At 38.5% G+C, this 24,753-nt stretch carries 23 protein-coding genes; 8 read left to right on the top strand and 15 right to left on the bottom strand.

Annotated features, from left to right (window positions below; genetic code table 11):
* Positions 1–12: 12 nt before the first annotated feature.
* From QQK06_RS04920 to pseB, 15 genes are all read right to left on the bottom strand, one after another.
* Entirely contained in the window at positions 13–1,302 is a 1,290-nt protein-coding gene (locus QQK06_RS04920; protein ID WP_284243515.1) for a DUF4910 domain-containing protein, read from the bottom strand.
* A 7-nt stretch (positions 1,303–1,309) separates the two neighbouring features.
* Positions 1,310–2,080, bottom strand: a complete 771-nt coding sequence (locus QQK06_RS04915) for an AAC(3) family N-acetyltransferase (RefSeq protein ID WP_284243514.1) — start codon at positions 2,078–2,080, stop codon at positions 1,310–1,312.
* A 24-nt stretch (positions 2,081–2,104) separates the two neighbouring features.
* Positions 2,105–2,344: an acyl carrier protein gene (locus tag QQK06_RS04910; protein WP_284243513.1), complete on the bottom strand. Its 240-nt coding sequence runs from the start codon at positions 2,342–2,344 to the stop codon at positions 2,105–2,107.
* The gene (locus tag QQK06_RS04905) at positions 2,337–3,011 is read right to left on the bottom strand and encodes a cyclase family protein (RefSeq protein ID WP_284243512.1); all 675 of its coding nucleotides are present in this window, start codon (positions 3,009–3,011) and stop codon (positions 2,337–2,339) included. The genes QQK06_RS04910 and QQK06_RS04905 overlap by 8 nt, the downstream gene beginning before the upstream one ends.
* Entirely contained in the window at positions 3,004–3,588 is a 585-nt protein-coding gene (locus QQK06_RS04900) for a hypothetical protein (RefSeq protein ID WP_284243511.1), read from the bottom strand. The genes QQK06_RS04905 and QQK06_RS04900 overlap by 8 nt, the downstream gene beginning before the upstream one ends.
* Positions 3,585–4,994 carry a class I adenylate-forming enzyme family protein gene (locus QQK06_RS04895; RefSeq protein WP_284243510.1) on the bottom strand — a complete coding sequence of 470 codons (1,410 nt, stop codon included), beginning with the start codon at positions 4,992–4,994 and terminating at the stop codon, positions 3,585–3,587. Before QQK06_RS04895 ends, QQK06_RS04900 begins: the two co-directional genes overlap by 4 nt.
* Positions 4,994–6,076, bottom strand: a complete 1,083-nt coding sequence (locus QQK06_RS04890; protein WP_284243509.1) for a 4-hydroxy-2-oxovalerate aldolase — start codon at positions 6,074–6,076, stop codon at positions 4,994–4,996. Before QQK06_RS04890 ends, QQK06_RS04895 begins: the two co-directional genes overlap by 1 nt.
* Before the next feature lie 34 nt (positions 6,077–6,110).
* Entirely contained in the window at positions 6,111–6,707 is a 597-nt protein-coding gene (locus QQK06_RS04885) for a GNAT family N-acetyltransferase (RefSeq protein ID WP_284243508.1), read from the bottom strand.
* A 150-nt stretch (positions 6,708–6,857) separates the two neighbouring features.
* Complete coding sequence (gene pseI / locus QQK06_RS04880; protein ID WP_284243506.1) at positions 6,858–7,910, bottom strand: pseudaminic acid synthase; 1,053 nt, start codon at positions 7,908–7,910, stop codon at positions 6,858–6,860.
* Between the two features lie 55 nt (positions 7,911–7,965).
* Positions 7,966–9,522, bottom strand: a complete 1,557-nt coding sequence (gene pseG, locus QQK06_RS04875; RefSeq protein ID WP_284243505.1) for a UDP-2,4-diacetamido-2,4,6-trideoxy-beta-L-altropyranose hydrolase — start codon at positions 9,520–9,522, stop codon at positions 7,966–7,968.
* Positions 9,523–9,524: 2 nt separating this feature from the next.
* Positions 9,525–10,814, bottom strand: coding sequence for an aspartate aminotransferase family protein (locus QQK06_RS04870; RefSeq protein ID WP_284243504.1), 1,290 nt, complete (start codon positions 10,812–10,814; stop codon positions 9,525–9,527).
* Between the two features lie 4 nt (positions 10,815–10,818).
* Positions 10,819–11,592, bottom strand: coding sequence for a cytidylyltransferase domain-containing protein (locus QQK06_RS04865; protein ID WP_284243503.1), 774 nt, complete (start codon positions 11,590–11,592; stop codon positions 10,819–10,821).
* A 1-nt stretch (position 11,593) separates the two neighbouring features.
* The gene (locus QQK06_RS04860) at positions 11,594–12,478 is read right to left on the bottom strand and encodes an aldo/keto reductase (protein ID WP_284243501.1); all 885 of its coding nucleotides are present in this window, start codon (positions 12,476–12,478) and stop codon (positions 11,594–11,596) included.
* A 1-nt stretch (position 12,479) separates the two neighbouring features.
* On the bottom strand, positions 12,480–13,646 hold the full coding sequence (pseC, locus tag QQK06_RS04855) for a UDP-4-amino-4,6-dideoxy-N-acetyl-beta-L-altrosamine transaminase (RefSeq protein ID WP_284243500.1): 1,167 nt from the start codon (positions 13,644–13,646) through the stop codon (positions 12,480–12,482).
* Between the two features lie 3 nt (positions 13,647–13,649).
* A complete protein-coding gene (pseB, locus tag QQK06_RS04850; protein ID WP_284246576.1) occupies positions 13,650–14,651 on the bottom strand; it encodes a UDP-N-acetylglucosamine 4,6-dehydratase (inverting) in 1,002 nt (333 codons plus the stop codon).
* A gap of 319 nt (positions 14,652–14,970) precedes the next feature.
* Here pseB and QQK06_RS04845 point away from each other — a divergent pair, with 319 nt between their 5' ends.
* From QQK06_RS04845 to fliI, 8 genes are all read left to right on the top strand, one after another.
* On the top strand, positions 14,971–16,449 hold the full coding sequence (locus QQK06_RS04845) for a sigma-54 dependent transcriptional regulator (RefSeq protein ID WP_284243499.1): 1,479 nt from the start codon (positions 14,971–14,973) through the stop codon (positions 16,447–16,449).
* Between the two features lie 179 nt (positions 16,450–16,628).
* Positions 16,629–17,828, top strand: a complete 1,200-nt coding sequence (locus tag QQK06_RS04840) for a sensor histidine kinase (protein ID WP_284243497.1) — start codon at positions 16,629–16,631, stop codon at positions 17,826–17,828.
* Entirely contained in the window at positions 17,815–19,155 is a 1,341-nt protein-coding gene (locus QQK06_RS04835; protein ID WP_284243496.1) for a sigma-54-dependent transcriptional regulator, read from the top strand. Before QQK06_RS04840 ends, QQK06_RS04835 begins: the two co-directional genes overlap by 14 nt.
* Before the next feature lie 204 nt (positions 19,156–19,359).
* Positions 19,360–19,695: a flagellar hook-basal body complex protein FliE gene (gene fliE / locus QQK06_RS04830; RefSeq protein ID WP_284243495.1), complete on the top strand. Its 336-nt coding sequence runs from the start codon at positions 19,360–19,362 to the stop codon at positions 19,693–19,695.
* 52 nt (positions 19,696–19,747) lie between these two features.
* Positions 19,748–21,493 (top strand): flagellar basal-body MS-ring/collar protein FliF, encoded by a 1,746-nt coding sequence (fliF, locus tag QQK06_RS04825; protein ID WP_431313635.1) that lies wholly within the window; start codon positions 19,748–19,750, stop codon positions 21,491–21,493.
* Positions 21,486–22,535 carry a flagellar motor switch protein FliG gene (gene fliG, locus QQK06_RS04820; protein ID WP_284243494.1) on the top strand — a complete coding sequence of 350 codons (1,050 nt, stop codon included), beginning with the start codon at positions 21,486–21,488 and terminating at the stop codon, positions 22,533–22,535. Before fliF ends, fliG begins: the two co-directional genes overlap by 8 nt.
* A 26-nt stretch (positions 22,536–22,561) precedes the next feature.
* Positions 22,562–23,359 (top strand): flagellar assembly protein FliH, encoded by a 798-nt coding sequence (gene fliH / locus QQK06_RS04815; RefSeq protein ID WP_284243493.1) that lies wholly within the window; start codon positions 22,562–22,564, stop codon positions 23,357–23,359.
* Between the two features lie 26 nt (positions 23,360–23,385).
* Entirely contained in the window at positions 23,386–24,753 is a 1,368-nt protein-coding gene (gene fliI / locus QQK06_RS04810) for a flagellar protein export ATPase FliI (protein ID WP_284243492.1), read from the top strand.

The raw sequence follows: 24,753 nt of genomic DNA, 5'->3' as shown, positions 1-24,753 counted from the left end.
TTATACCTCTATTTAAGTATCTGTCTTCTTTTTAATAATGTGATGGCTTAAGAGTGTTTGGCATATCTGGTCAACGTCCCAAATGGGTAAGTTTAATTGATCTGCTATCTCTAATAAATCTGCTTCACCATCACAATAGGTGATGGTATCCATCATGTTTTTAACTTCTAAGTCTAAAGATTTTGTGCTTGTGGTTGGGTACAAATCTCGTCGACCCATTTGAGGTTCGCAAAGAATACTGGTTACATATTTTTCGTTTATTTCTATTGCTAATATAGCATGCTTGATTGTGTTATACCCGCCATGTAGACCTTCTTTTGAAATCAACGAAAGGTTATCTAAAGACGTATGATATTCAGGGTAGCAACCATATTTACTTCTCATTACTGAACAAATAGGTAAGTCGATGCCCGGGCTACAGTATTGTCTTTCATCACTTCCTCTATCTAAAAAACTATAACGGTCAAAACATTCAACCTGGTGGTTGAGAGTGTGTATGGCAGCTCGATCAGCGAGAGTATTTCCTTTACGAGATGGCAAATAAGAATATGCTCTATCATCACCAACACAGGTAATATTAAAACCAGCAACAATATTTTTTTTCATCTTGGCTAAGTTTTTACTTAAATATGCAATTGAGCCAATTGTTTCAGGAATAAAAATGATACGATAAGTGTATTTACGATTACTCAATGCTTTTATCCATTGAGCTAAAAATGTTGTCACTGCTGGTCCAGATAATTCGTTATTTGCCATTGATGGGTGACATATATAAGTTGATAAAAATATCTCTTCAGATGTCTCACCAGGTATAATTAATTCTCCATAAGTTAGTGAACCATTAGTGAGATTACTATCGATATATACATGATATATACCATCGGTTAGCTCTTTTCTTTGACTCTCAGTCAAACAGAAACCCCATTGCTCTTTATAATATGAAGTAATATAGGGAATCGCATTGGGTTGTTCTGGTAATGAAAAAAGGTGAGGTTGCAAAGCTTCCAAAGTGATTTTTTGATTTACTGGGGTTGAGTAACCGACTACATGTAGATTACTTTGCTTGAAGCTTATTATTTTGTTACCGTTAGGGTCTATAACATACGCATCATTAATGTTCCATTCCTTGGGTATTTGCCAATCGAAACATTGTGTTCCTGTCGGTACTTCGTGTATTGATAATTCAGGAAGATACTCTTTTAGTATTGACAGCGTTTCTCTTACTCCGTTGCCTGTGATGCTACGGCAGATAGGATAAAGCCTTTGACAAAGTTGAAAAATTTCCTGACCAATATCTAGCATAATAATCCTATGTTGTTTTTTGTAATAATAGGTTGGGAGATGATTTTATGTTTTGTTTTATAAGCTCAAAGGTATCTTTAGCTGAAATTGCACCAATCATTCCTCTTCCCACGTTACATTTTTTATATTTTAGTGTGTTAACTGCTAGAGAGTTAAATTTTTCAAAGTTGGCTTCGCTATTTTTTAATTCTAAGTCTCTTACCCATATTATTGACTTTTTATTAAAAATCTTGCCTTGTTGAATAACCATTCCTTCGAAGGTTTTATCGTACCTGTAAGGAACCTTTAGGCATCTTTCTACATAGTGAATAAAAGTTGAACCAGCGTCAAAATTGAAATTACAGATAATACCATTTGCTTTGTAAAATCGATCAAAAAATGAGTCTTCGCCATAACTGTTTTGAGGCAAATTTTGCGTTAATTCCATTGCCTTTTGTCCAATTGCAGCCACCGAAATGTTAGCATCTAAAGAGCGGCATGCACCTGGATGTTTTCTAAGCATTTCAGTGAAAAAACCGCAAGTAGAAGGAGTGTTATCAACATCGAAAGGTAGTCCATTTGAGTGTGAATAGGTAAATGTTGGTACGACTAATGTTCCTTCTGCTCCTATTACATCAAATACCCCATCAAGCAAGGTATTAAAGATGTTTTCGTGTGAACGCAGCCCTTTTGGAATGCCAAAAAAGCCAACGTTACTATGTGAAAATAGAATATCACCTTTGGAAATACCTATATTTTTTAACGCATTAGAAATATCTTGTTGGGTATAATCATGCATTTTATATATTCATAATGTCGTTTTTTATGTATTTATCGTTGAAAAGATGATTTCAGAAAGACCTTGTATGGTTGCAAAGCGTCTATCCTGAAAGTGCTCTTCAGTTAAAGTGATGTCAAACTCAAGTTCAATGTCGTTTATTAAAAAAATGACATCCATTGAATCAATAAAACCTGACTCAAAATAATTCATCGTTAGATAGTCAGCTGGTAATTCAACTTTAGTGGCAAAGTAATCTGTGAGCCATTGAATAACTTTATCCACAGTCAATATCCTCAATAACAAAGCAGCGAGCCGGTGCTCCATCTCCATTTTCAATTTTTAGTGGTGCAACATATAGAGAAACTTCTGGTTGAACTATTTTGTCCAAGTCTATTAAATACTCAACAATAATGACGCCAGCTCCAAGTAATATTTTGTGGTTAGGTGCGTCTTTGGGGGCCATTCTGTGATTTTTTGGATTGTCTGGCTGAGGAGTGTCTAACGCTATGAGTTTACATCCTTGCATGACTAACCATTGACATGCATCTTCAGATAGATAAGGGTGGTCAGAATAGTAAGCGTTAGTACCAAGTCTTTTATGCCAATCAAAGCGAAATATTAATTTTTCAATAGTACGGTTATTAACTTTTTCTTTTAGCATTTCCTTTGATATTTCTACAAAGTCATCAAGTTCAGAAAAGTCTAAAACAGCGGCTTTGCCGATAAGCCTATCCATGTCTATTTGCTCTACTGTTTCCCCCTCAGGAATAAAATGGCGAGGAGCATCTATGTGTGTACCCGTGTGCGTACCTAGAGTGAGCTTTCTCGTCTCTCGATTTTCTATACCATGGCGTCCTAATTGGGTAATTTCTACAAATGGGTGCCAGTGGGCAGCAAATGTTTGCATGCCTTCCTTTATTGTCATGGTTAAATCTATTATTTTACTCATCTTGTACCTCTATAAATTCACAATAAGCTCCTGTTGGAGTTTTTGCGATGAATATAGTTAATGTTTTATTGTTGATGTTTACGGTAAAAAGCTCCGTAACTTGATTACCATTTCTTACCATCTTTTCACGAAAACCTGCCACATCTTTTGATAAAAAAGCAATACAAGTGAGACCTTTAGAATCTAAATATGAAGGCGGTAAAAATTCATTATATTCTAATGTAAGTTCCATATTCCAGTTACTAATAGGTCTGACTAACTTTAATGTCTTGTCGAATTTAAATCCCAATTGATTTACCCAAAAATCTACTTCTGCTTTTATATCATTGGTGAACAGGCTTAATTTTTTATCAACAAGTAGGAATCTTCCAACTCCTTTAGGGATGATGTTGTCACTATATTGAATATCTTCAAATTGGTAAGGGTGACTATTGAAAAGTGTTAATGTGTGAATTTTACTGTTGCTATTCATCCACAGAAGCTTGTTACTAGGGTTAGTGATAGTTTCTCTAAAAATAACTTCAGCGTTAGGTGTGTTGGAATTAACACTAATAATATGTGAAATGCCTAATATCATAAAACACCGTCTGTTAGCTTTTCTTTAAGAAGTTGTTTTTGGATTTTGCCAGTGCTGGATTTTGGTAAAGCCGATATACTTATGAATTTTTTTGGGACGGCCTCTTTGATTAAATGATGCTCGCAGTGTTTTATAACCTGTTGTTTATCAATGGGGTTGTTAGATACAATAAACGCTACGGCAATCTCTCCCCAAAGTTCGTTATGCTCACCGATAACTGCGACCTCTTGAACCCCTTTAATATTATAGATAGTTTCTTCAATGGCTCTTACACTAAGGTTTTTACCACCACTGATGATAATGTCTTTTTTTCTACCCGTAATATATAGGTATCCATCTTCATCAACCTTGCCTATATCACCGGTTTCAAATAATGCTGACATGTTATTTTCGGATAATTCTTCATCAGTAATAATTTGGGTGTAAATGGTATTGGACTTTATATAAATTAATCCTTCATCATTTTCATCTAATGTCGTTGAAATAGGGGAAATACGCACAGTGTTATTTGCTAACAACTTACCGACAGAGCCTTTTTTTTCTTTTGTGTATTTACTATTGGTACTGATAAATAAAATCTCAGTCATACCATAGCTTTCATAGCAATTCACACCGAAAATTTGCTCAAATTTATTTTTTACAGCTAACGGTAGTGGAGCTGTACCGACAAATGTATTTGAAATATTGTCGTTTATCCAAGCTTTGGTTTCTTGAGATGCGCCTAATCTATTTAAAAGCATCAGCATTGTTGGAGTTAACCAAAGAGTATTTCCTGATAATTGTATTGCACTTTTCCAAAACGTTAAGGCGGTTAGCGCATTAAATTGTGGGCAAATTACTACACAGCCTCCGGTAAGTAATGGGCAGAGAATAGTATTTAGAAAACCTGCCATATATCCCATGGGTAAGCAATGTATCATCCGACAAGTCTGATTAATTCCTGTTGCCTCATTGAATTCTTCAGCACTAGTTAGTAAGGAATTTATGTGATGGCATATCCCTTTAGGTTTTGATGTAGTACCTGAAGTAAATGCTATTAAGTAAGTTTTTGATATCACTGGAGAGATATTTATTTCGCTGGTGGTTCTTGAAGGCGCAGCTTTGATATGTAATTTAGGTTTTGTGATATCAATAATATATTCTTTGTCCCTATCAGGAAGTTCTGAATTTACAGGGACAATTGTATAGCCACCCCATAAAGCCGCTAAGTAGCAAAGAATAAAATCTAGGCTATTCTCTAGTTCTACGGCAATGATATCATTTGGTTTAAGGCCTTGTTGTCGCCATTGAATAACTAAGCCGTTAACTAGCTTTGTTAATTGAGCATAACAAAGAGTTTCAGTGTCACTTTGGATAGCTATATTTTGGTTATTATGAGAAAAATGCTTGGAGAGCTTTTCAATCATTAATACTCTCCCTGCTCATTAATTGCATAGTGCTGATAAAGTGGCTGCCACTTGGATGTAGAATCTTGCTTTTGTAATAAGGAAGCTACTTTCTCCACTAATGGTTTAGGAGCATTTAATTGGTCATGTTGGCATACGGCAATAATCAATCTTCTTGGGTCAACACGGTATTTTTTGGCTACATCGGTAATTATTGGCATATAACTGGAGTGAAATTGCCCTAAGCCAGAGGTAATATCAATTGAAGATAACCCTCTTTTTTGAATAAGGGGTTTAATATGTTTTTCTCCTATTGTCATTAGTTCAATGGGATCTATGTCGAGTAGTATGCCTTTACGCATTAAAGCGCAAATAAAATGTTCAGTGGCTGTATTACCTGCGCTGCGACCAAAGCCTTGAAGTGATGTATCAATCAACTCGACTCCATTTTCTTGTGCAATTAAGCTGTTTGCCATTCCCAAACCTAGGTTGTTATGACCATGGAAACCTAGCTTTATATTTGGAAACTTACCTTTTATTATATGAATATAATTTTTTAATTCTTGTGGTAACATGCCTCCAGCAGAATCAACTATATATATAAAATCACTGCCTTTTTCTGATGCATCGTGTGCTATTTCTGCAAAATCACTTGGCTCAGAAGTATAAGATTTCATAAAGTTAGAGCATACTGTCATTCCTAATGCTTTAGCTTTTTCAATAAAAGGGTACGCTTTTTTATAGTCATCAACGTTTGTCCCTATGCGAATAAAATCCATGCCATAGTCTTTCGCTATATTTAAATGAGCCAAATTTGCTATTCCAGGTATACAAAACATGCCCCATTTTGCGGAGCTAATAGCTGTGGCTGCCGCTTTCATATAATTTTCATCAGTATCAGCAGCAACTCCCAACCCTGCTTCTGAAGCACCTAAACCAATACCGTGCCCAACTTCGATTAATTTTATCCCTGATTTGTCCAAGGCGGCGGCGATAGTCACTGTATCATCATAAGAAAATTGAAAGTCAATTTCATAACTTCCATCTCTAAGTGTGCAATCTAGAATGTCTGGCTTGTTTAATTTATTTTCTGTACTGCTCATTTTTATCGCTGCCTCAGGCTAGGTGAAAATTTAGCTAATTATCTTTGTCACTAGTTTTTTCTATAAACAAATCATTAAGGTAACTCTTATCATATTGAGAATTAAAGTAGCATAATTCTATAAGGTCATTTGGGATACCATTATTATCGATATAATGTAGCTTCCTGACTCCTTCTTGGAGATAGCCAGCTTTCAAAAATGCTTTTATACTTGCAATATTTGATTTATATGAATAGGCCATAAGTTTTCTTAGCTTTAATTGTTCAAAAGCGTATTGGCTAATGAGCTTAATTGCTTTATTAGCGAAGCCCAAACCCCAGAAGTTTTTATCGCCAATGAATAAGCTTACATCTCCTATCCCATGGTGAAAATAAATAGGGCCTATTTTAATATTACCGATATGATGGCCTGTTTTTTTGAGTCTAATGGTAAATAAAAACTCTTTGTCTGAATTTATAATGTTTGTTACAAACTGGGTTATCGAAGTGATATCTTGTTTTTGAAATCGAGTTTCAAGAAATTGGTTTATTGACGAGTCGTTCAACCAATCTACGTAAGTTGAAGAAATATCATCTAATGTAATCTCTTGTAGATAAATCTCTGAGATCTGTTTGTCGATAATTTTTATCATAGTTTAATTCGCGTCAATAACATACTTCCTCACATTATTTAAGCTAAATATATGCCAGCTTGTTATCGTTTTAGGGAGTTTATTTTAATGAAATACAAAGTGACTTCAAAGCCAAAAGAAGGTCTTTTGCTACAGTTTATCAAGTAGATATTAGATGTCATGATTAATTAGCTTCCAATTAACAGCTGTGCCGGCTGAGATATTACAGTTTACAGTTTTACCTAGAATACTTTTTAAATGTTTAGGTGCTAAACCAAAACCAGGACGAATACGTTTAACATGTTTACTTGTAATTGTTTCGCCTTTTCTAATAGGTTGTACAAAATACAAGGAACGACGAAATTTTCGGTTATCAAGCTCCGCAGTTTTACATTCATAGCCTGCATGGCCTATAGCGGCATAAGCAATTTTAGTTTCTTTTACTAGCTGTTTAAATTCTATGGGATCTAAAGAGAATTCTACGTCTGGACTGGGCTCGTTTTTATTAAGTGTAAAATGTTTTTCAATTACACACGCGCCTAAAGCAATCGAGGTCACCGATACTGTTGTTTCTACGGTATGATCTGAGAGTCCAACCAATATGTCAAAGCGTTTAGCAAGATCTGGAATTGTGGCTAAATTAGCTTGTTCATATGGCGTTGGATACCCGCTAATGCAATGAAGAACGACAAGTTGTTGACAACCATTGCTTTTTGCAGTTGCAATTGCTTCATCAATTTCTTCTATGTTTGCCATCCCTGTTGACATAATTATTGGCTTGCCTGTTTGGGCTACTTTTTCAATCAATGGTAAATCTGTAATTTCAAAAGAGGCTATTTTATATGCTGGTGCATTTAACTCTTCGAGCAAATCAACAGCAGTTTCATCAAAAGGCGTCGAAAATAATGTTATGCCAACTTGTTTTGCTTTTTCAAAAATTGCTTTATGCCACTCATAAGGAGTCTCCGCCCATTTATATAGGTCATATAGAGAATAGCCATCCCATAAGCCACCAGTTATTTGAAAGTCGGGCTGATCGCTTTTAATGGTCATAGTATCTGCTGTATAGCTTTGGATTTTTATTGCATCAACACCTGTTTGAGCTGCAACTTCGATAGCTTTAAGTGCTTTTTTAATATCACCGTTATGATTAGCCGACAATTCTGCAATGATATAAGGTGGATAATTAGGGCCTATTTTTCGGCCATCTATTTCTATTTCCATAGATAGTTCTTGTCTCAATTCTGAATGTTTAAGCATATATAATATAGCATCCACTTTACGTTGAATGTTGGTACATATCTGTTGATATTTTTGTAAAGCCAGCCAATAAAAATAATTTATTGGATGGCACATTTTCTGGGTGCACCTGCGCTAAAAAATAGCTATTGGGTTTTTGCTTTATTAACGTTTTTAGTGCTAAAAGCCCAAGTTTTTTTCCTTGGAATTGTGGATCGATAATAATTGAAATCGTATGAGTAGGTTTAGTTGACTTTACCTCAATTGGTGTAGATTTATCTAAACGTATCATGCCAACAGCTTGCTGGTTGGCTAGTGTTAATATAAATAGCTCTTTATTTTTATCGAGTATACATTTATCAAACCATAAGGAATGCTCATGCCAACTTGGTGGCTTTGGGGTATTTGAATATTGACGAATACTTTCTTGACGTTGCCAAGAGAATAGTAGTTCTTTATCAAGTGCCGTTGCAGGTCTTAACGTTAGTTCTTGATTTAACCCAATGAGTATTGGCGTAACTCGCCTTGAACCATTAGCATCACAGCAAGTGAAAGCGTTTCTACTTAATTGTTGATACAGAGTATTATCATTGAGTAGTACCATTAAATTTTGATAAATACGTGTAGCATTTATTTCATCAATTAACCCCGTTGTTAAAACAGCATTTTGCTTATTTAATTCTTGGTTTAATGTTATTTGATTTTCAGCCGTGACTATTGAAAGAGTTGGTAAACCAAGACTACAACGCTCCCAAGAAACTGAACCACAACTACCAATAGCTATGTCTGCTTGATACATAAGTTCAGCAACGTTGTCAGATCCAATAATCAATTGGATATTAGTTATACCCTTAATTTTTTCATGAACACGATCAGAAAATTGAATATTACTTGGTAATATGATGGTTAAGCTGGAATTTTTTCCTTCTTTTTGTAATCGTCCAAAAGCTGATAATGTCTCAGTCACCATTTTTAATGGATCACTACCACCTAGCATAAGTAAAATGCTGGAGGTTGTTAGATTTGCCTTTTTTCTTTTTATTTGAGCTTGCTCTCGCCACAGAGAAAACTCTTCTCTAAGTAACATATACGCTTGCCCTAACATCAATAGGCAATGATTTGGCACTAGATTTTTATAACTAGTCGCTTGTCGGTTTAATGTTTGATCTAACAATATATCACAATCGTATTCACGGTTTGCGAGGTCATCAATGACCATTAGCTTTTGACAGTAAGGCCGCATTGCTTGGTGCCAATACTTATCAATTGCGTAGTGATCAACAATCAATAAATCAACTTTGTTACTTTTTATTGAAGAAGTAGTAAAGTAAGGACTAATTTGTTCTATTTCCGTGTCGAATGACTCTCCTAACCAAGTAGATGTATCTGACTTAATTATTTTTTTTCTCGGCTTTGGTAAAGGATATACTTGATAACCAGCAGCGATTATATCAGCGAAGATATGACCTGTAAGGATTCTAGAGATAAAGCAAATTTCAGCGCCACGTTCTGTTAATGCTTTGGCCAACGTTAAGCAACGCATAACATGGCCTATACCTATAACATTTGATGCATCAACACGAAAAGCTATTTTCATTATTACCTAACCTTAAACACAGGCTCAAGTAGCTTACCATGAAAAACGTGCTCAAAGTTTTCATGTTTAACCGTGCTTTTAATCAATGAAAGTACTTCTTGATAAGCGTTAAGTAGCGCATCAATGTCTTCTTTCTGATGAGCAAAATTAAGGTTATGACCACCTCCGAGCAAAATGCCTCGTGCAGCCATTTCTTGTAACAATAGTGATTTTAACTGTAGCGCAGAGTAGTTACCATAATCGGTAATATGTAAGAAAGACCAAGCTGGGTGACCAGTAACCGATAGCCATTCATTCGCATTGAGTTCATCGATAAGTTTACAAAGTTGACTTTTTAAATACTCTCCCAACTGATGGATATGTGTTAAGACGTTGTTTGTTCTCATTTTATCTATAGTGGTTTTAGCTGCAGCAAGTGAAAGCGTTTCTCCAGCAAAAGTACCTGAGAAAAAAATATCTTCCATAAAAGCCATGATATCTTTGCGGCCAGTAACTACGGACAGTGGGTAGCCGTTTGCCATACCTTTACCTAAAGTTGCAAGGTCTGGTGTCACATTAAATAGGGCTTGTGCACCACCTAAAGCAAAACGAAAGCCTGTTATGGTTTCATCAAAAATAAGTAAAGTACCATGCTGATGGCACAACTCTTTGACCTTTGCTAAAAAATTATCTTCAGGATAGGCGATATTCATCGGCTCCATGATAACAGCAGCAAGTTGTTCTGATTGCTTGGAAAATAGCTTTTCTAATGAAGCGATATTATTAAATTCAAATTTATGCGTAAGTGCTTTGGTCGCTTCTGGCACGCCTAAATCTCTAGTGGTTGAACCTATATACCAATCTTGCCAGCCGTGGTAACCACAAACAGCGACATGTTCGCGGCCTGTATAGGCTCTTGCAAGGCGAATCGCAGCAGATGTTGCATCACTGCCATTTTTGCCAAAACGTACCATTTCAGCACAAGGGACTAGTTCTACAATTAATTCAGCTAGCTCCATTTCTAGTTTATGGGGTAACGAAAAAGTGACGCCTGATTTTATTTGTTTGATAACAGCGGCATCAATATCAGGATCGCAAAAACCTAAAGAAACGGAGAGTAAGCCACTAACAAAATCAATATAAAGGTTACCGTCAACGTCCCAAGCATGACAGCCGTTAGCTCGCTCGATAAATAGTGGGGATGCGCCTTCTGGGTAGGAAAATTTACTTTTACTAAAGGTTTGTGAGCCAAGAGGAATTGTTTTTTCCGCTTGTTTAAGTAAGTCTATAGATTTTTGATATCTGTTTGCCATGGCTTTACTTCTGTTGTTTCGATATTAAGTTATCGGCTAATTGTGACTTTTTTAAACCTTCATTGCGTTTAAATTTACTGTTTATTTGATTGAGCTCAGGATGTTCTGTCAGTAATGCGAGGATGTCATTAAGGTCAAAATAAGGTTTTTTAGGGGATAAATATTGAAAAAATTGTTGAATCAACTCAAAGTCTTCTGGCTCATCAACTGTCCAGCGCAGGTGCGAGTAATCTGTAGGGTGAGTGTAGTTTTGGTAATTAAATTGTTCTGCGTGGTTTCTAAAATAGGTTGTCACATGTTCAAATTCTATCGGGCTAATGGCATTATTTCTCGCAACTTTTAGCGCTTTGGCCGTAAAAATTTCAACATCCAAACCATCGGGTAACGTAGCTGGTATGCAATTGGATGTATAGTCAGCATGAGTCGACATGTGTAAGTTAATGACTTTGTTGATAATGTTAACATCAATAACAGGGCAATCACCTGTAATTCGAATGACATGCTCACTTGGAAATTGCAAATGGGCTTGGTAGTAACGTTCGAGTACGTTACTTAAGCTTCCCCGAAAACAGTTAATTTTTAAATCAAGACAAAGTTGCTCAATAGCATCATCATCTGGTTCTATACTGGTTGCGACTATAATGTCGTTAATCGTTTTTAGTTGTTTTAATCGTGCAAGCTGGTGAGCAAGCATCGGAACACCTAAAATTGGTTTAAGCACTTTGCCTGGTAAGCGCGTCGAGCTCATACGTGCTTGTAAAATAATATTGATACTCATTTTAACTGGTTGACCAATAGCTAGGGTTAATTAAATTTAGTTGGTTCGTGGCAATTGATGCAAGTTGTTTGTTGCTATTTTCGCTTAAAGGGGAGCTTTTTAACTCTTTAATTGTTTTGGTTATTTCTTTTAGTTGATTAAGCTCAGTGATTCCGACAACCCAGTAATCAATAGCTTTTTGCATCATAGCAAAACTTAAGCAAGCCTCTATGGGGCTATATTGATGTTGCTGACAATACAGGTAGAAACGTTCTAATTCATACTGAAACTGATGGAAATAGAGGGGTAAAGACTCTCTATTCATTAAAAGTAAGCCTTGTAGAAAAAGTGAACGGGCGTGTACTTCAATGTTGTATTTTTCAAGTTTTTGTTGAATGGGGGTGGCAAGAAAACGTTGATCGAGAATATTACATGGGACTTGCACTAAATCTACGTTGAAATTTTCTAAAATTGTCAGTAGCTGCTCCGGGTTGTAGACTGAAACTCCAATTTTATGACAAAACCCTAATGTTTTTAAATTTAACAGTTTTTGGTAATTTTGCTTTGCATCTTTGCCTGTTAGTTCATCTGCATTGTGTAGGAGTAAGCCGTATAATGAAGGGCTGTTTAGTCGCTGACAGCTCTGCTTGACTTGGTCTGTGAGTTCTTTATCAGTTAGGTCAGTAACAGATAACTTACTAATTATATTAAAGTATTCAGGATGTTGAATGTTTTTGCCAAGTACATGCTCACTATTGCCATAAGCTATCGCTGTATCTAGCGTGTGAATACCTTGTTGTAGAGCATACGCTAAAATTGCTTTTACTGCTGATTGCTCTACTTTGCCTTGTTGATTTGAAATCCCGTAATCTAGACCAAACTGTGCAGTTCCTAGGGCTAATTGCATACTAATTCTCTAGTAAGGCTAGTAAGGTATCGATAACATATTGCTGTTCTTGAGAGGTCAAATCAGGGTAAAGCGGTATTGAAATTGAATTTAGGTAATATTGCTCTGCATTTGGGAAATCACCAAAAGAAAAGCCTAGTTGTTGATAATAAGGTTGCATATGAATAGGGATATAATGTACTTGTGAAAATATGCCTTTTTCCCTTAATGAAGTAAAAATTTTCTTATGTATATTGGCACAATTATAAGGGAGTTGTATAACATATAAATGATATGAAGAGTAAGTCTCTATATTCTGATACAAGCTATCTAAAACTGTTTTTGAGAAAGCTTGGTCATATGTTTTTGCTAATTCATTTCGTTTTGCAACAAAATCATCTAAACGATTTAATTGACTAATTCCTAATGCCGCCTGCAACTCAGTCATTCTATAGTTAAAGCCAAGCGTTTGTTGTTGATAGTACCAAGGGCCATGACTTGGCTCGGTAAACAGGCTAGGCTCAGTTACTATGCCATGACTTCGATATTGTCGTAAGTGTTTTGCTAGTTTGGGCTGATTAGTGAGTGCCATACCTCCTTCTGCGCTGGTAACAATTTTTACTGGATGAAAGCTAAAGACGCAAATATCACTGTATAAGCAATTGCCAACTGGAAGGTTTTGATATTTTGCACCAATAGCATGTGATGCATCTTCGATTATGGCAAAATCATACTGTTTAGCGAGTTCAGCGATAGCTTGCATATCGCAAGATTGTCCAGCTAAATGGACGGGTATCACCACTTTCGGTAAACAGTTATTTAACTTCGCAATTGCTAATTTTTTGGCGAGAGCCGTTATCGACATATTACCCGTGTTAACATCGATATCTACAAAGTCTATGTTTGCTCCACAATACAGTGCGCAATTGGCAGAGGCTACAAAAGAGATTGGTGAAGTCCAAACGTTATCTTCAGCCTTTACACCAAGTGCTAAGCACGCTATATGCAGTGCTGATGTTGCACTGTTTACAGCTACAGCCATACTAGCCTGGCAATATTGCGCTACTTTTTGTTCGAATTTAGGTACTAGCGGACCCTGAGTGAGATAATCTGAATGTAGTACTTCGATGACAGCTTCAATATCGTCACTCGAAATATTTTGTCTACCATAAGGAATAACCTTATTCATTGCTTACAAACAAGCCTCTTGGTTAAATGCTTTAATTTCATCTATAGAGAGGTAATGGTTATTTGATTTAGAGTTGTATTCAAAACCGTGAACAACGGGTTTACCCTTTTCATTTATTGCATTAACAGTAAAGTCATTACTTCGGCTGGAAAATATAATGGTTGGGGCAATAACAAAATGATCTTCATATTCGTATGTATGGTACGAATCATCTGCAGGGCACATTACTTCATGTAATTTTTCACCGGGTCTAATACCAATAATTTTATGTGGTAAATTAGGGGCAATGGCTTTTGCCAAATCTACAATATTGATTGATGGAATTTTAGGGACAAAAATCTCACCACCAAACATACGTTCGAAGTTCTTTAAAACAAAATCAACCCCTTGTTGTAAACTTATCCAGAATCGAGTCATTTCCTGATGCGTAATAGGTAAATGATCAGTGTTTTCTGTTATTAGCTTCTCAAAGAATGGCAATACAGAACCTCTAGAGCCGACAACATTTCCATAGCGAACTACGGAAAATTTAGTACGATGCCCACCAGAAATATTATTTGCGGCGACAAAAATTTTGTCTGATGCTAATTTTGTTGCTCCATATAAATTTACCGGGTTCGCCGCTTTGTCGGTAGAAAGAGCGATAACTTTTTCAACATTATTATTTAAAGCAGCATCAATGACATTTTCTGCGCCATTAATATTCGTTTTTACACACTCCATGGGATTGTATTCTGCCGCTGGTACTTGTTTCATGGCGGCAGCATGGATAATAAAGTCCACTCCTCTCATCGCCCTATTTAAGCGCTCTTTATCACGAACATCACCGATAAAATAGCGCATACAAGGTGCGTTATAGACCTGCTGCATTTCAAACTGTTTAAGTTCATCTCGAGAATAAATGATGATTTTTCGGGGACTACAGGTATTTAGTAGTGTTTCGACATATTTTTTACCAAATGAACCAGTACCACCTGTAATAAGGATACTTTTATTGTCGAACATAGATGCCATAGTACTATTCTCATCGGCTAGTGTTTGATAATTAGAAAAGCAAAAGCTGTTCCAGTTAATTTGTTTTTAAACCAATCTATTTAAATCAAGTATATAGAAAGATACTAAACTATGTAAATTATTGTTATTTAATTGACTTATTTGGCTCAATCAATAAGCAGTTTTTAACTTTTTAGGTGAATGATAATGGTTAGTTTGGTTTTTACTGTCAAACATATGACAGTAAGCGTCAAAAATTTGTTGATAAATTCCTGTTCCCAGATACAATCAAAGATAGTATCTGAAGAACTTATAGGTTTATCAAAGAATTATGCATGGCCAAAAACATATTCTTGTAGTTGATAATGACGTTGCCAGGCGTCAGCAAATGGAAACGGTATTATCTTTTATTGGTGAGCATTTTTATACTTGCGCAGAAGATGAAATTGATGAGACGTTTCAAAAATACAGCAATACGCTGACTGTTATTATTTGTGGCCAGCTGTCCGAACATTTAGTGCGTTTAGTGAAAGCTAACCCGGCTTGTCCTTTTATTTTACATGATGTATTTGATAAAAATGCTGTTGAAGATTATATCAATGTGATTGGTGAGATCTCGACGCCGCTCAACTACGCGCAATTAACAGAAATAGTGCATCATTGCCATCAATACCATAATAAGTTGCCGCATAAAAAAGGCGGCCATGCCAGTAATAAAGTATTATTTCGTTCACTAGTGGGCAGTAGTGAACCGATGCAGCACGTACGGTTTTTAATTGAGCAAGTAGCATCAACGAATGCCAATGTCTTAATCCTAGGCGAATCAGGTACGGGTAAAGAAGTTGTCGCTCGTAATATTCATAATCTATCAAACCGCAGTAAGGCACCGTTTGTACCAGTCAATTGTGGCGCAATACCACCAGATTTATTGGAAAGTGAATTATTTGGCCATGAAAAAGGCGCATTTACCGGTGCTATTTCTACTCGCAAAGGGCGTTTTGAATTAGCAGAAGGCGGGACTTTATTTCTCGATGAAATCGGTGATATGCCGCAGCCAATGCAAGTTAAGTTACTACGAGTATTGCAAGAGCGCACTTTTGAACGAATTGGTGGAGCTAAGAGTATTAAGGCTGATGTCCGCGTGATTGCCGCGACTCACCAGAACTTGGAAGAGATGATCAAAGAGGGTGGCTTTCGTGAAGATTTATATTATCGGTTAAATGTCTTTCCGATTGAAACGCCAGCTCTTCGCGAGCGAAAAGACGATATTCCGTTATTATTACAGGAGCTGATTTCACGCTTTGAACATGATCAGGGACATTCTGTTCGTTTTACCGAGCAGGCAATTGCCTCGTTGCAGGAGCACCCTTGGTCTGGGAATGTCCGCGAGTTATCAAACCTTATTGAACGAATGATCATTATGTACGGTGAACAGGTGGTCAATGTTAGCGAATTGCCACGTAAATATCGGCATATTGATGTTGAAGAGTATACACCGGAATACCCAGAAGAGTTGCAAGAGCGGGAAGCTATTAATGAGTTGTTCGCTGGATTTGACTATGACTATGAAGAAGATGACTCATTCGCAGATGATAAAAACAGTGAAGAGCAGCAGGCAAATCAGGTCGATAAATTGCCAGAGCAAGGACTCAATTTAAAAGAATATCTGGCAGATCTGGAAGTGTCTTTGATCACTCAGGCACTGGAAAAGAATGACTGGGTCGTGGCGCGTTCAGCTGAATTACTTGGTATGCGCCGTACAACACTGGTTGAAAAAATGCGTAAATATAATATGCAAAAGTCGGATTAACCTCGTCTGATGAATGGTAAAAATAGCGTAAGTTAATTGTTAAGTTTTGATAAAAAGTCAATAAAGACAATTTATTGACAACATACTTTATACATTTAACGCTTTGTAATTTATATAAAAATACTATTGGCATAAAAGCTGCTTTAACTAGATTGTTATTAGTAATCGAGTAAAGCATTATGGTTGTTGCCTATTCTAATCAATCAACAGAAAGTTCCAAATCAGCAGGCGAAAATAGTCACCTATTTCGCCAGGCAACTTTTGAGTTTATTGAACAGTCATACCGGGACAATCGTCTGGTACTCGAACAAGAATCTTATCAGGGTGAGTTGGCACTACTTCGTCAGCAATCAAACCAGTTAGAAAAGCTTATCGATGTGATGCCAACGGGTATGATAATGCTCGACGGTGATGGTGTGGTTGTTAAAATCAATAAAATAGCCAGCCAGTTACTTAATGAACCGATTTTGGGTCAGCCTTGGTATGACGTGATCCGTCGCTCGTTTAAGCCACGGGCAGATGACTGGCACGAAGTTTCCCTAAATGATGGTCGAAGAGTGAAGCTGGAAATCAGCGCATTAGTTGATCAGCCAGGGCAGCTTATTATGATCACAGATCTTACCGAAACCCGATTATTGCAAGATAAGTTAAGCCAATTACAACGTTTGTCATCGTTAGGACAAATGGTGAGTAAATTAGCACATCAAATTCGTACACCGCTCTCAGCAGCCATGCTTTATGGTGCGAACTTAAAAAGTAAAAAGTTGCAGTCACAGGAGCGTGATAATTTTCAGGAGAAACTGATGTCACGCCTTCATGATCTAGAGCAGCAAGTCAACGACATGCTGTTATTTGCTAAAAGCGGTAAGCAGCAAGTGGTTTCCCCTCTATCCGTGAATGAAATTGTCCAGTCATCAACTGATGGTTTGGAAGCGTTAGCGGCGCAAGCGGATGCAAAAATTAATATTCAAACGTGCCCGGATGATTGTCATGTGCTGGGTAATCAAAATGCGCTCACTGGAGCAATCCAAAATTTAATTCACAACAGTTTGCAAGTGATAAAGACAGGTGCGGTCATCGATATTTCCGCATATTGCCGTGATAACTTCGCCTATGTCAGTGTGAAAGACAATGGGCCAGGGATCAGTAATGAGCTGGCAGCAAAAATTTTTGAACCATTTTATACCTCTCGGGTACAAGGCACAGGTTTAGGTCTTGCTGTTGTTAAGTCGGTTGCACAAGCACATCAAGGTGATGTTTATTTGTTGAGTAAAGCGCATGAAGGCGCACATTTTTGTATCAAATTGCCGCTGCTTATGAGCGAAAAACCGTCAACTGAAGTTAAACCATCACAGGAGCATACTGATGAGTCAAAGTAAAATCTTAGTGGTTGAAGATGATGCAGGCTTACGTGAAGCCTTAATCGATACGTTGAAATTAGCGGGTTATCAATGCGTTGAAGCTGAATCTGGTGAATCGGCTTTATTGCTATTAAAAAATCAATTAGTTGATTTAGTGGTTAGCGATGTTCAGATGGGCGGTATGTCCGGGCTTAGTTTATTGAAAAGCATTAAATCGAGCTATCCCAATCTGCCGGTATTGATCATGACGGCGTACGGCACCATTGATGATGCGGTTCAGGCGATGAAAGATGGAGCTTGTAACTATATGGCGAAACCTTTTGCTCCTGAAGTCTTGCTTAACATGGTTAACCAGTATGTGCCAATGCAAACATCTGAAAGTTACGAGCCTGTGGTTGCCGATGCTCGAAGTGTTGAGTTACTAAATTTGGCGAAAAAAGTGGCGACAACCGATGCTTCTGTCATGGTACTTGGCCCGAGTGGCTCAGGCAAGGAAGTGCTGGCGCAGTATGTTCATTATCATTCTGTTCGTGCAGACAAACCTTTTGTTGCGATAAATTGTGCAGCTATTCCTGAAAATATGCTGGAAGCTACTTTATTTGGTTATGAAAAAGGGGCATTTACCGGTGCTATTCAGGCTTGTCCTGGAAAATTTGAACAAGCACAGGGCGGTACTATTTTACTCGATGAAATCACCGAAATGGACTTAGGTCTGCAGGCAAAAATTTTACGGGTATTACAAGAGCGTGAAGTAGAACGCTTGGCTGGCCGTAAAACCATCGCCTTAGATGTGCGAGTTATCGCTACTAGTAACCGTGATTTAAAAGAAGCTGTTACTGAAGGGGTTTTCCGCGAAGATTTATATTATCGCTTAAATGTCTTTCCGTTAACCTGGTTACCTTTAGCGCAGCGCCCTGATGATATTGTGCCGTTAGCGAAACATTTAATTGAACGCTTATGTCAAAAAAGTGGCGAAGCGATTCCAGAATTAACCGCGGCGGCGCGTAATAAGTTAACCACTTATCAGTGGCCGGGAAATGTGCGGGAGTTAGACAATGTTATTCAGCGAGCATTGATTTTACATAGTGAACAAAAGATTGATGCCAGTGATTTACTAATCGAAAATTTCGACACGCCAAGTGTTGCTGAAGTTGGAGGGATTGAGAGGGCAGAAGATAAGCTGGGCAGTGAACTAAAAATGCAGGAACATCAAATTATTTTAGATACGCTGCAGGCCTGTCATGGAAGCCGTAAAGCAGTGGCGGAACGTTTAGGGATCAGTCCTCGTACCTTAAGGTATAAAATTGCTAGAATGCGCGATAGCGGCATTCAAATACCAGCCTAACTATATTTTCTAATATTGATATCAGTCAACCCTAGGGTTGGCTGATTTTTCGTCATGCCTTTTATTTTTTGTCTTGTATTGTTTTTTAATTCTTATTATTCAAAGTGTTAATGTGGTGGTAAAAAATTTACTTCTTGGCACTGAGCTTGCTTTAATTACTGTATTAGTTAGTTACTCAATAAATTGACACAAGCGAGAAAGCTCATGGATATCAAAACAAACTCATTGTATGCCCAAATGCAAAGTATGCAACTTGAAGCCATGGGCAATCGTACTTCACCCGTTGAGAATAATGTCAGTCCGGTTAACTCATCTACTAATGATTTTGGTAGTATGTTGAAACAGGCAATAGGCTCGGTTAATGACGCTCAAATGGCAGCGAAAGATAAACGTAATGCCTTCGAAATGGGAGATCGTAGTGTCACATTGGCTGATACTATGGTGACCGCCGCGAAAGCTGGTATTGCTTTTGATGCTACAGTTCAGGTGCGTAATAAGTTTGTTGAAGCTTATAAAGAAATCATGAGTATGCCGGTATAAGTACCGATAATTTTATTGACGTAGTAACGCAATTATTAAGCGGAGAAGTTAAGTGGCCGATACCAGTAATACAGCATTAGCAGCCCCTGATAGCGGATCAGATCTTGTGGCCAGCGACAATGTTGACAGTCAAATCGAAGATCAAAAGTCGGGTTTTTCCTCAGCACTTGGCAATGTCGATGTACTGCGTCAGCTAACCTTGATCATGGCCTTGGCAATATGTTTAGCCATTGCTGTGTTTGTGATTTTATGGGCAAACCAGCCAGAATATCGTTATTTAACTAAGCTGCCGACCGAGCAGTTGATTAAAACCATGGATTTTCTTGACGCCAATAAGGTTGAGTATCGTCAGGAAAACAATACCATTTCGGTACCATCGGAAGAATATCAGGATATTCGTTTGTTATTAGCGCGTGAAGGTTTAACTGATGAACCTGAAGCGGGTAATGAAATCATTATGCAGGATATGGGCTTCGGAGTTAGTCAGCGTTTAGAAAGAGAACGCTTAAAGCATTCCCGTGAGCAACAATTATCCCGTACTATTGAAGAGTTAAAAACGGTGAGCAGGGCTCGGGTACTATTAGCCATTCCGCGTGACAATGTTTTTGCCAAGAGAGAGAAGAATCCATCGGCTACAGTAGTATTAACGCTACGTAAAGGGCGTCTACTTTCAGAAGAAGAAGTTGATTCTGTTGTTGATATTGTTGCTTCTGCTGTGCAAGGGTTAGATCCTAATCGCGTTACTGTAACCGATCAAAATGGTCGTTTGCTCAATTCTGGTTCACAAGATTCTATTTCATCGCGCTCACGTAAAGAATTTGAGATCGAACAAAAACGTGAAACCGAGTACATGGAGAAAATTGATAGTATTTTGATCCCAGTCGTTGGCTTAGGTAATTATACCGCGCAAGTTGACGTTACTATGGATTTCACTAACACCGAAGAAACCCAACGCCGTTATAATCCCGATTTACCTGCACTGCGCAGTGAAATGAAAGTGGAAGATACCTCGCTTGGCGGTTCTGTTGGTGGTATCCCGGGCGCGTTAACAAATCAACCGCCACTGGATTCAAACATTCCTGAAAATGCAGTTGGGGCAAATGGTCGAAAAACCATGCCGAGCCGCAAGCATTTAGAGTCGACAAAAAATTATGAATTAGATGAAGCGATCAGTTATACAAAACAACAAACTGGAGTCATTCGTCGTATTAGTGTTTCCGTCGCTCTAGATTATTTAAGTCAAACGACGCCGGCACCTGATGGTGCAGAAGATGGTCAATCTACTATAACTCAAGTACCGCGAAGCGCAGCAGAGCTAGCGAATATTCGCCGGTTACTACAAGGCAGCATAGGTTTTGACTTGCAACGTGGCGATGCGCTAGAAGTTGTCACTCTGCCATTTTCACGTGTTGAAGTGGATGATGTAGTTGAATTGCCGCTTTATCAACAACCCTGGTTTTTCAAAATGTCAAAGTTGGGGGTGGGCGGTTTAGTGATCATTATCCTAATCTTGTCTGTGGTACGTCCAATGTTGAAACGTTTAATTTACCCAGATCAAACGCCGTCAGATTATGGTGATAAATCACTGGATACTCATATTGATCTAGGTGATGAAACCATGGATATGTTAACATCAGACTTTGATGCAGGTTCCGTTGGTTTTGCGCCGGATGGTAGCTTACAGTTACCGGATCTGCACCGTGATGAAGACGTATTGAAAGCGGTTCGTGCACTCGTGGCAAATGAACCTGAATTGTCCTCGCAAGTAGTGAAAAGTTGGTTGAACGAAGATGAGTGATGAATCCCAAGAATTAGCACCAATCAAATCAGGTTTTGATGTCGATAAACTTGATGGCTCAGAAAAAGCGGCAATTTTATTGCTGAGCTTATCTGAAGAAGATGCTGCACAAATCTTAAAACATCTTGAACCTAAGCAGGTACAGCAGGTTGGGATGATCATGGCGGCGATGGAGGATTTTACTCAAGAAAAAATCACCGCTGTCCATAAGCTATTTATTAATGAAATTCAAAACTTTAGTACCATAGGTTTCCAAAGTGAAGAGTTTGTTCGTAAAGCATTAACCGCGGCATTAGGTGAAGATAAAGCGGGTAACCTTATCGATCAAATCGTTATGGGTGGTGGCGCTAAAGGCCTAGATTCCTTGAAATGGATGGACTCTAAGCAAGTGGCTAATATCATTCGTAATGAGCATCCACAGATCCAAACTATCGTCCTGTCATACTTAGAGCCGGAACAATCGGCTGAGATCATGAGTCAGTTTGCCGAGAAAACGCGCTTAGATTTAATGATGCGCATTGCTAATCTGGAAGAAGTACAACCTGCCGCACTACAAGAGTTGAATGAGATTATGGAAAAACAATTTGCCGGTCAAGCCGGGGCACAAGCAGCGAAAATGGGCGGCTTGAAAGCTGCTGCTGATATTATGAACTATCTGGATACCAATATTGAAGGTATGTTGATGGATTCTATCCGTGAACATGATGAAGAAATGAGTCAGCAAATCCAAGACTTGATGTTTGTCTTTGAAAACCTTGCCGATGTTGATGATCGTGGTATTCAGGCGATATTGCGTGAAGTGCAACAAGATGCCTTGATGAAAGCGATAAAAGGTGCCGATGATACGCTGAAAGATAAGATCATGAGCAATATGTCGAAACGAGCGGCTGAAATGATGGAAGATGATCTGGAAGCCATGGGACCTGTACGTATCAGTGAAGTGGAAGCGGCGCAAAAAGAAATTCTTTCGGTTGCGCGTCGACTTTCTGACGCAGGTGAAATTATGCTTGGTGGCGCAGGTGGCGGCGATGAGTTCTTATAAGCTCGTTAGCCTAAAATTTAGCTGATATGAAAAATTTTAACTCTGTTAATCAAACCGACAAGATAGTTAAGGTTGCTGAACAAGATGAGCTTGATGTCTGGTCTTTACCATCCGTTGAGCAGGAAATTGACGAATCTGATGTTGCGACTAATGCGTTAGGTAAAAAACCAACCTGGCGTTATGAGCCTCCCGAAGAAGTTGAAGAAGAAATCGTGCCGTTAACTGCGGATGAGATCGAACAAATTCGTCAGGCCGCTTATGATGAAGGTTTTAATCAGGGTAAAGAAGAAGGCTTTGCCACAGGGTTTGACGAAGGGAAAAAATCTGGCCATGAAGAAGGTGTGAAACTTGGCCATCAAGAAGGAGTAGAAGCCGGACTGGCGGAAGGTCAAGCGACTATTGAACAATTAGCGCAACAATGGCAGACATTAACTGAGCAGTTACATCAGCCTTTAGCTCAAGTTGAGCAAAATATTGAACAACAGTTATTGCATTTAGTGGTACAGCTTACTGAAGCCATTACCTTAGAAGAAGCGAAAACCAATCCGGCTATTTTAATTTCGGCCATTTCTGCCGGAATGAAAGCCTTGCCGAGCCATGATGTGCAAACACAAATATTACTGCACCCTGAAGATATTAAATTAGTTGAACAACAGTTTACCTCAGAATATGTTGAGGAGCAGGGATGGCGGCTAATGGCTGCACCGCAACTGGATCGCGGTAGCTGTCAAATTGAAAATAGCACTTCCAATATCGATCTCTCGATAAAATCTCGTATCCGAGAAGTCTTGGACTCATTTTTGCAAGATGCATTACATCAATAAATTTTTTGTAAAGTGTCAAAACACTGATGATCGATGTTCAACGAATTAATCAACGATTAACAAATTGCCAGCAGTTTATTCACCCTCATAGAGTGTCTGTTGCTGGTCGTTTAGTGCGTGTGGTTGGTCTGACACTAGAAGCGGTTGGTGTTAAAGCGCATGTTGGTAGTCAGTGTCTGGTGGAAACGGCGCACGGGGATCTGATCGCCGAAGTCGTTGGCTTTTCGAATGAAATTACTTTTTTAATGCCAGAACAAAGTTTGCAGGGCGTTTTGCCTGGCGCCCGAGTCGTGCCGTTAGCAACGAAAACCCGGTTGCCTTTATCGATGGATTTATTAGGCCGAGTGGTTGATGGTGTTGGTAAACCGCTCGATGGCAAAGGACCGATTAAGCATGCAGAAGATTATCAGTACAACAGTAAACCGATAAACCCATTAGCTCGGCGTGCGATTTCAGAGCCTTTAGATGTTGGTGTCAGGTCAATTAACAGTTTTTTGACTATAGGACAGGGACAACGTATGGGACTTTTTGCTGGTTCAGGAGTTGGTAAAAGTGTCTTAATGGGCATGATGACCCGAGGGACGACTGCGGATGTGATTGTGGTTGGTTTAGTGGGTGAACGTGGACGGGAAGTAAAAGAATTTATCGAAGAAATTTTAGGTGAGCAGGGGCGAGCACGCTCTGTAGTGGTAGCGGCGCCTGCTGATAATTCACCGCTGATGCGCTTAAAAGGTTGTGAAACTGCAGTGCAAATTAGTGAGTATTTTCGTGACCAGGGATTAAATGTTTTATTGCTTATTGATTCTGTTACCCGTTACGCACAGGCACAGCGGGAAATTGCGTTAGCGGTTGGTGAGCCACCAGCGACTAAGGGGTATCCGCCGTCAGTATTTTCTAAATTACCGCAGTTGGTTGAACGTGCGGGTAATGGTGGTGATGGACAAGGCTCGATCACCGCATTTTTTACTGTGTTAACCGAAGGTGACGATCTGCAAGACCCTATAGCTGATGCGGCGCGAGCGATATTAGATGGTCATGTGGTGTTGTCACGAGAATTATCCGAGGCGGGACATTATCCAGCGGTGGATATTGAAGCGTCTATTAGTCGGGTAATGCCTATGGTGACCAGTGAGGAGCACCAGGAATTAGCCCGTCAATTAAAACAAGTGTATTCGCTCTATCAGCAAAACAAAGATTTAATTTCTATCGGCGCTTATAGTAAAGGCAGCGATCCGCGCATCGATCAGGCAATTCAGCTATTACCGGTAATTAACTTCTTTTTACAACAAAAAATGAATGAAGTGATCCCTTATGATCAAAGCTTAGTGCAACTACAGGAGATACAGTCTGCCGCACAAGCTCATGCACAGAATCAGCATAGCGCTGAACATTAG

The organism is Thalassotalea insulae, from assembly GCF_030161395.1.
Taxonomy (GTDB): Bacteria; Pseudomonadota; Gammaproteobacteria; order Enterobacterales; family Alteromonadaceae; genus Thalassotalea_E; species Thalassotalea_E insulae.
The sequence above is the reverse complement of the archived record's forward strand: the minus strand, read 5'-3'. Positions and strand labels throughout refer to the sequence as shown.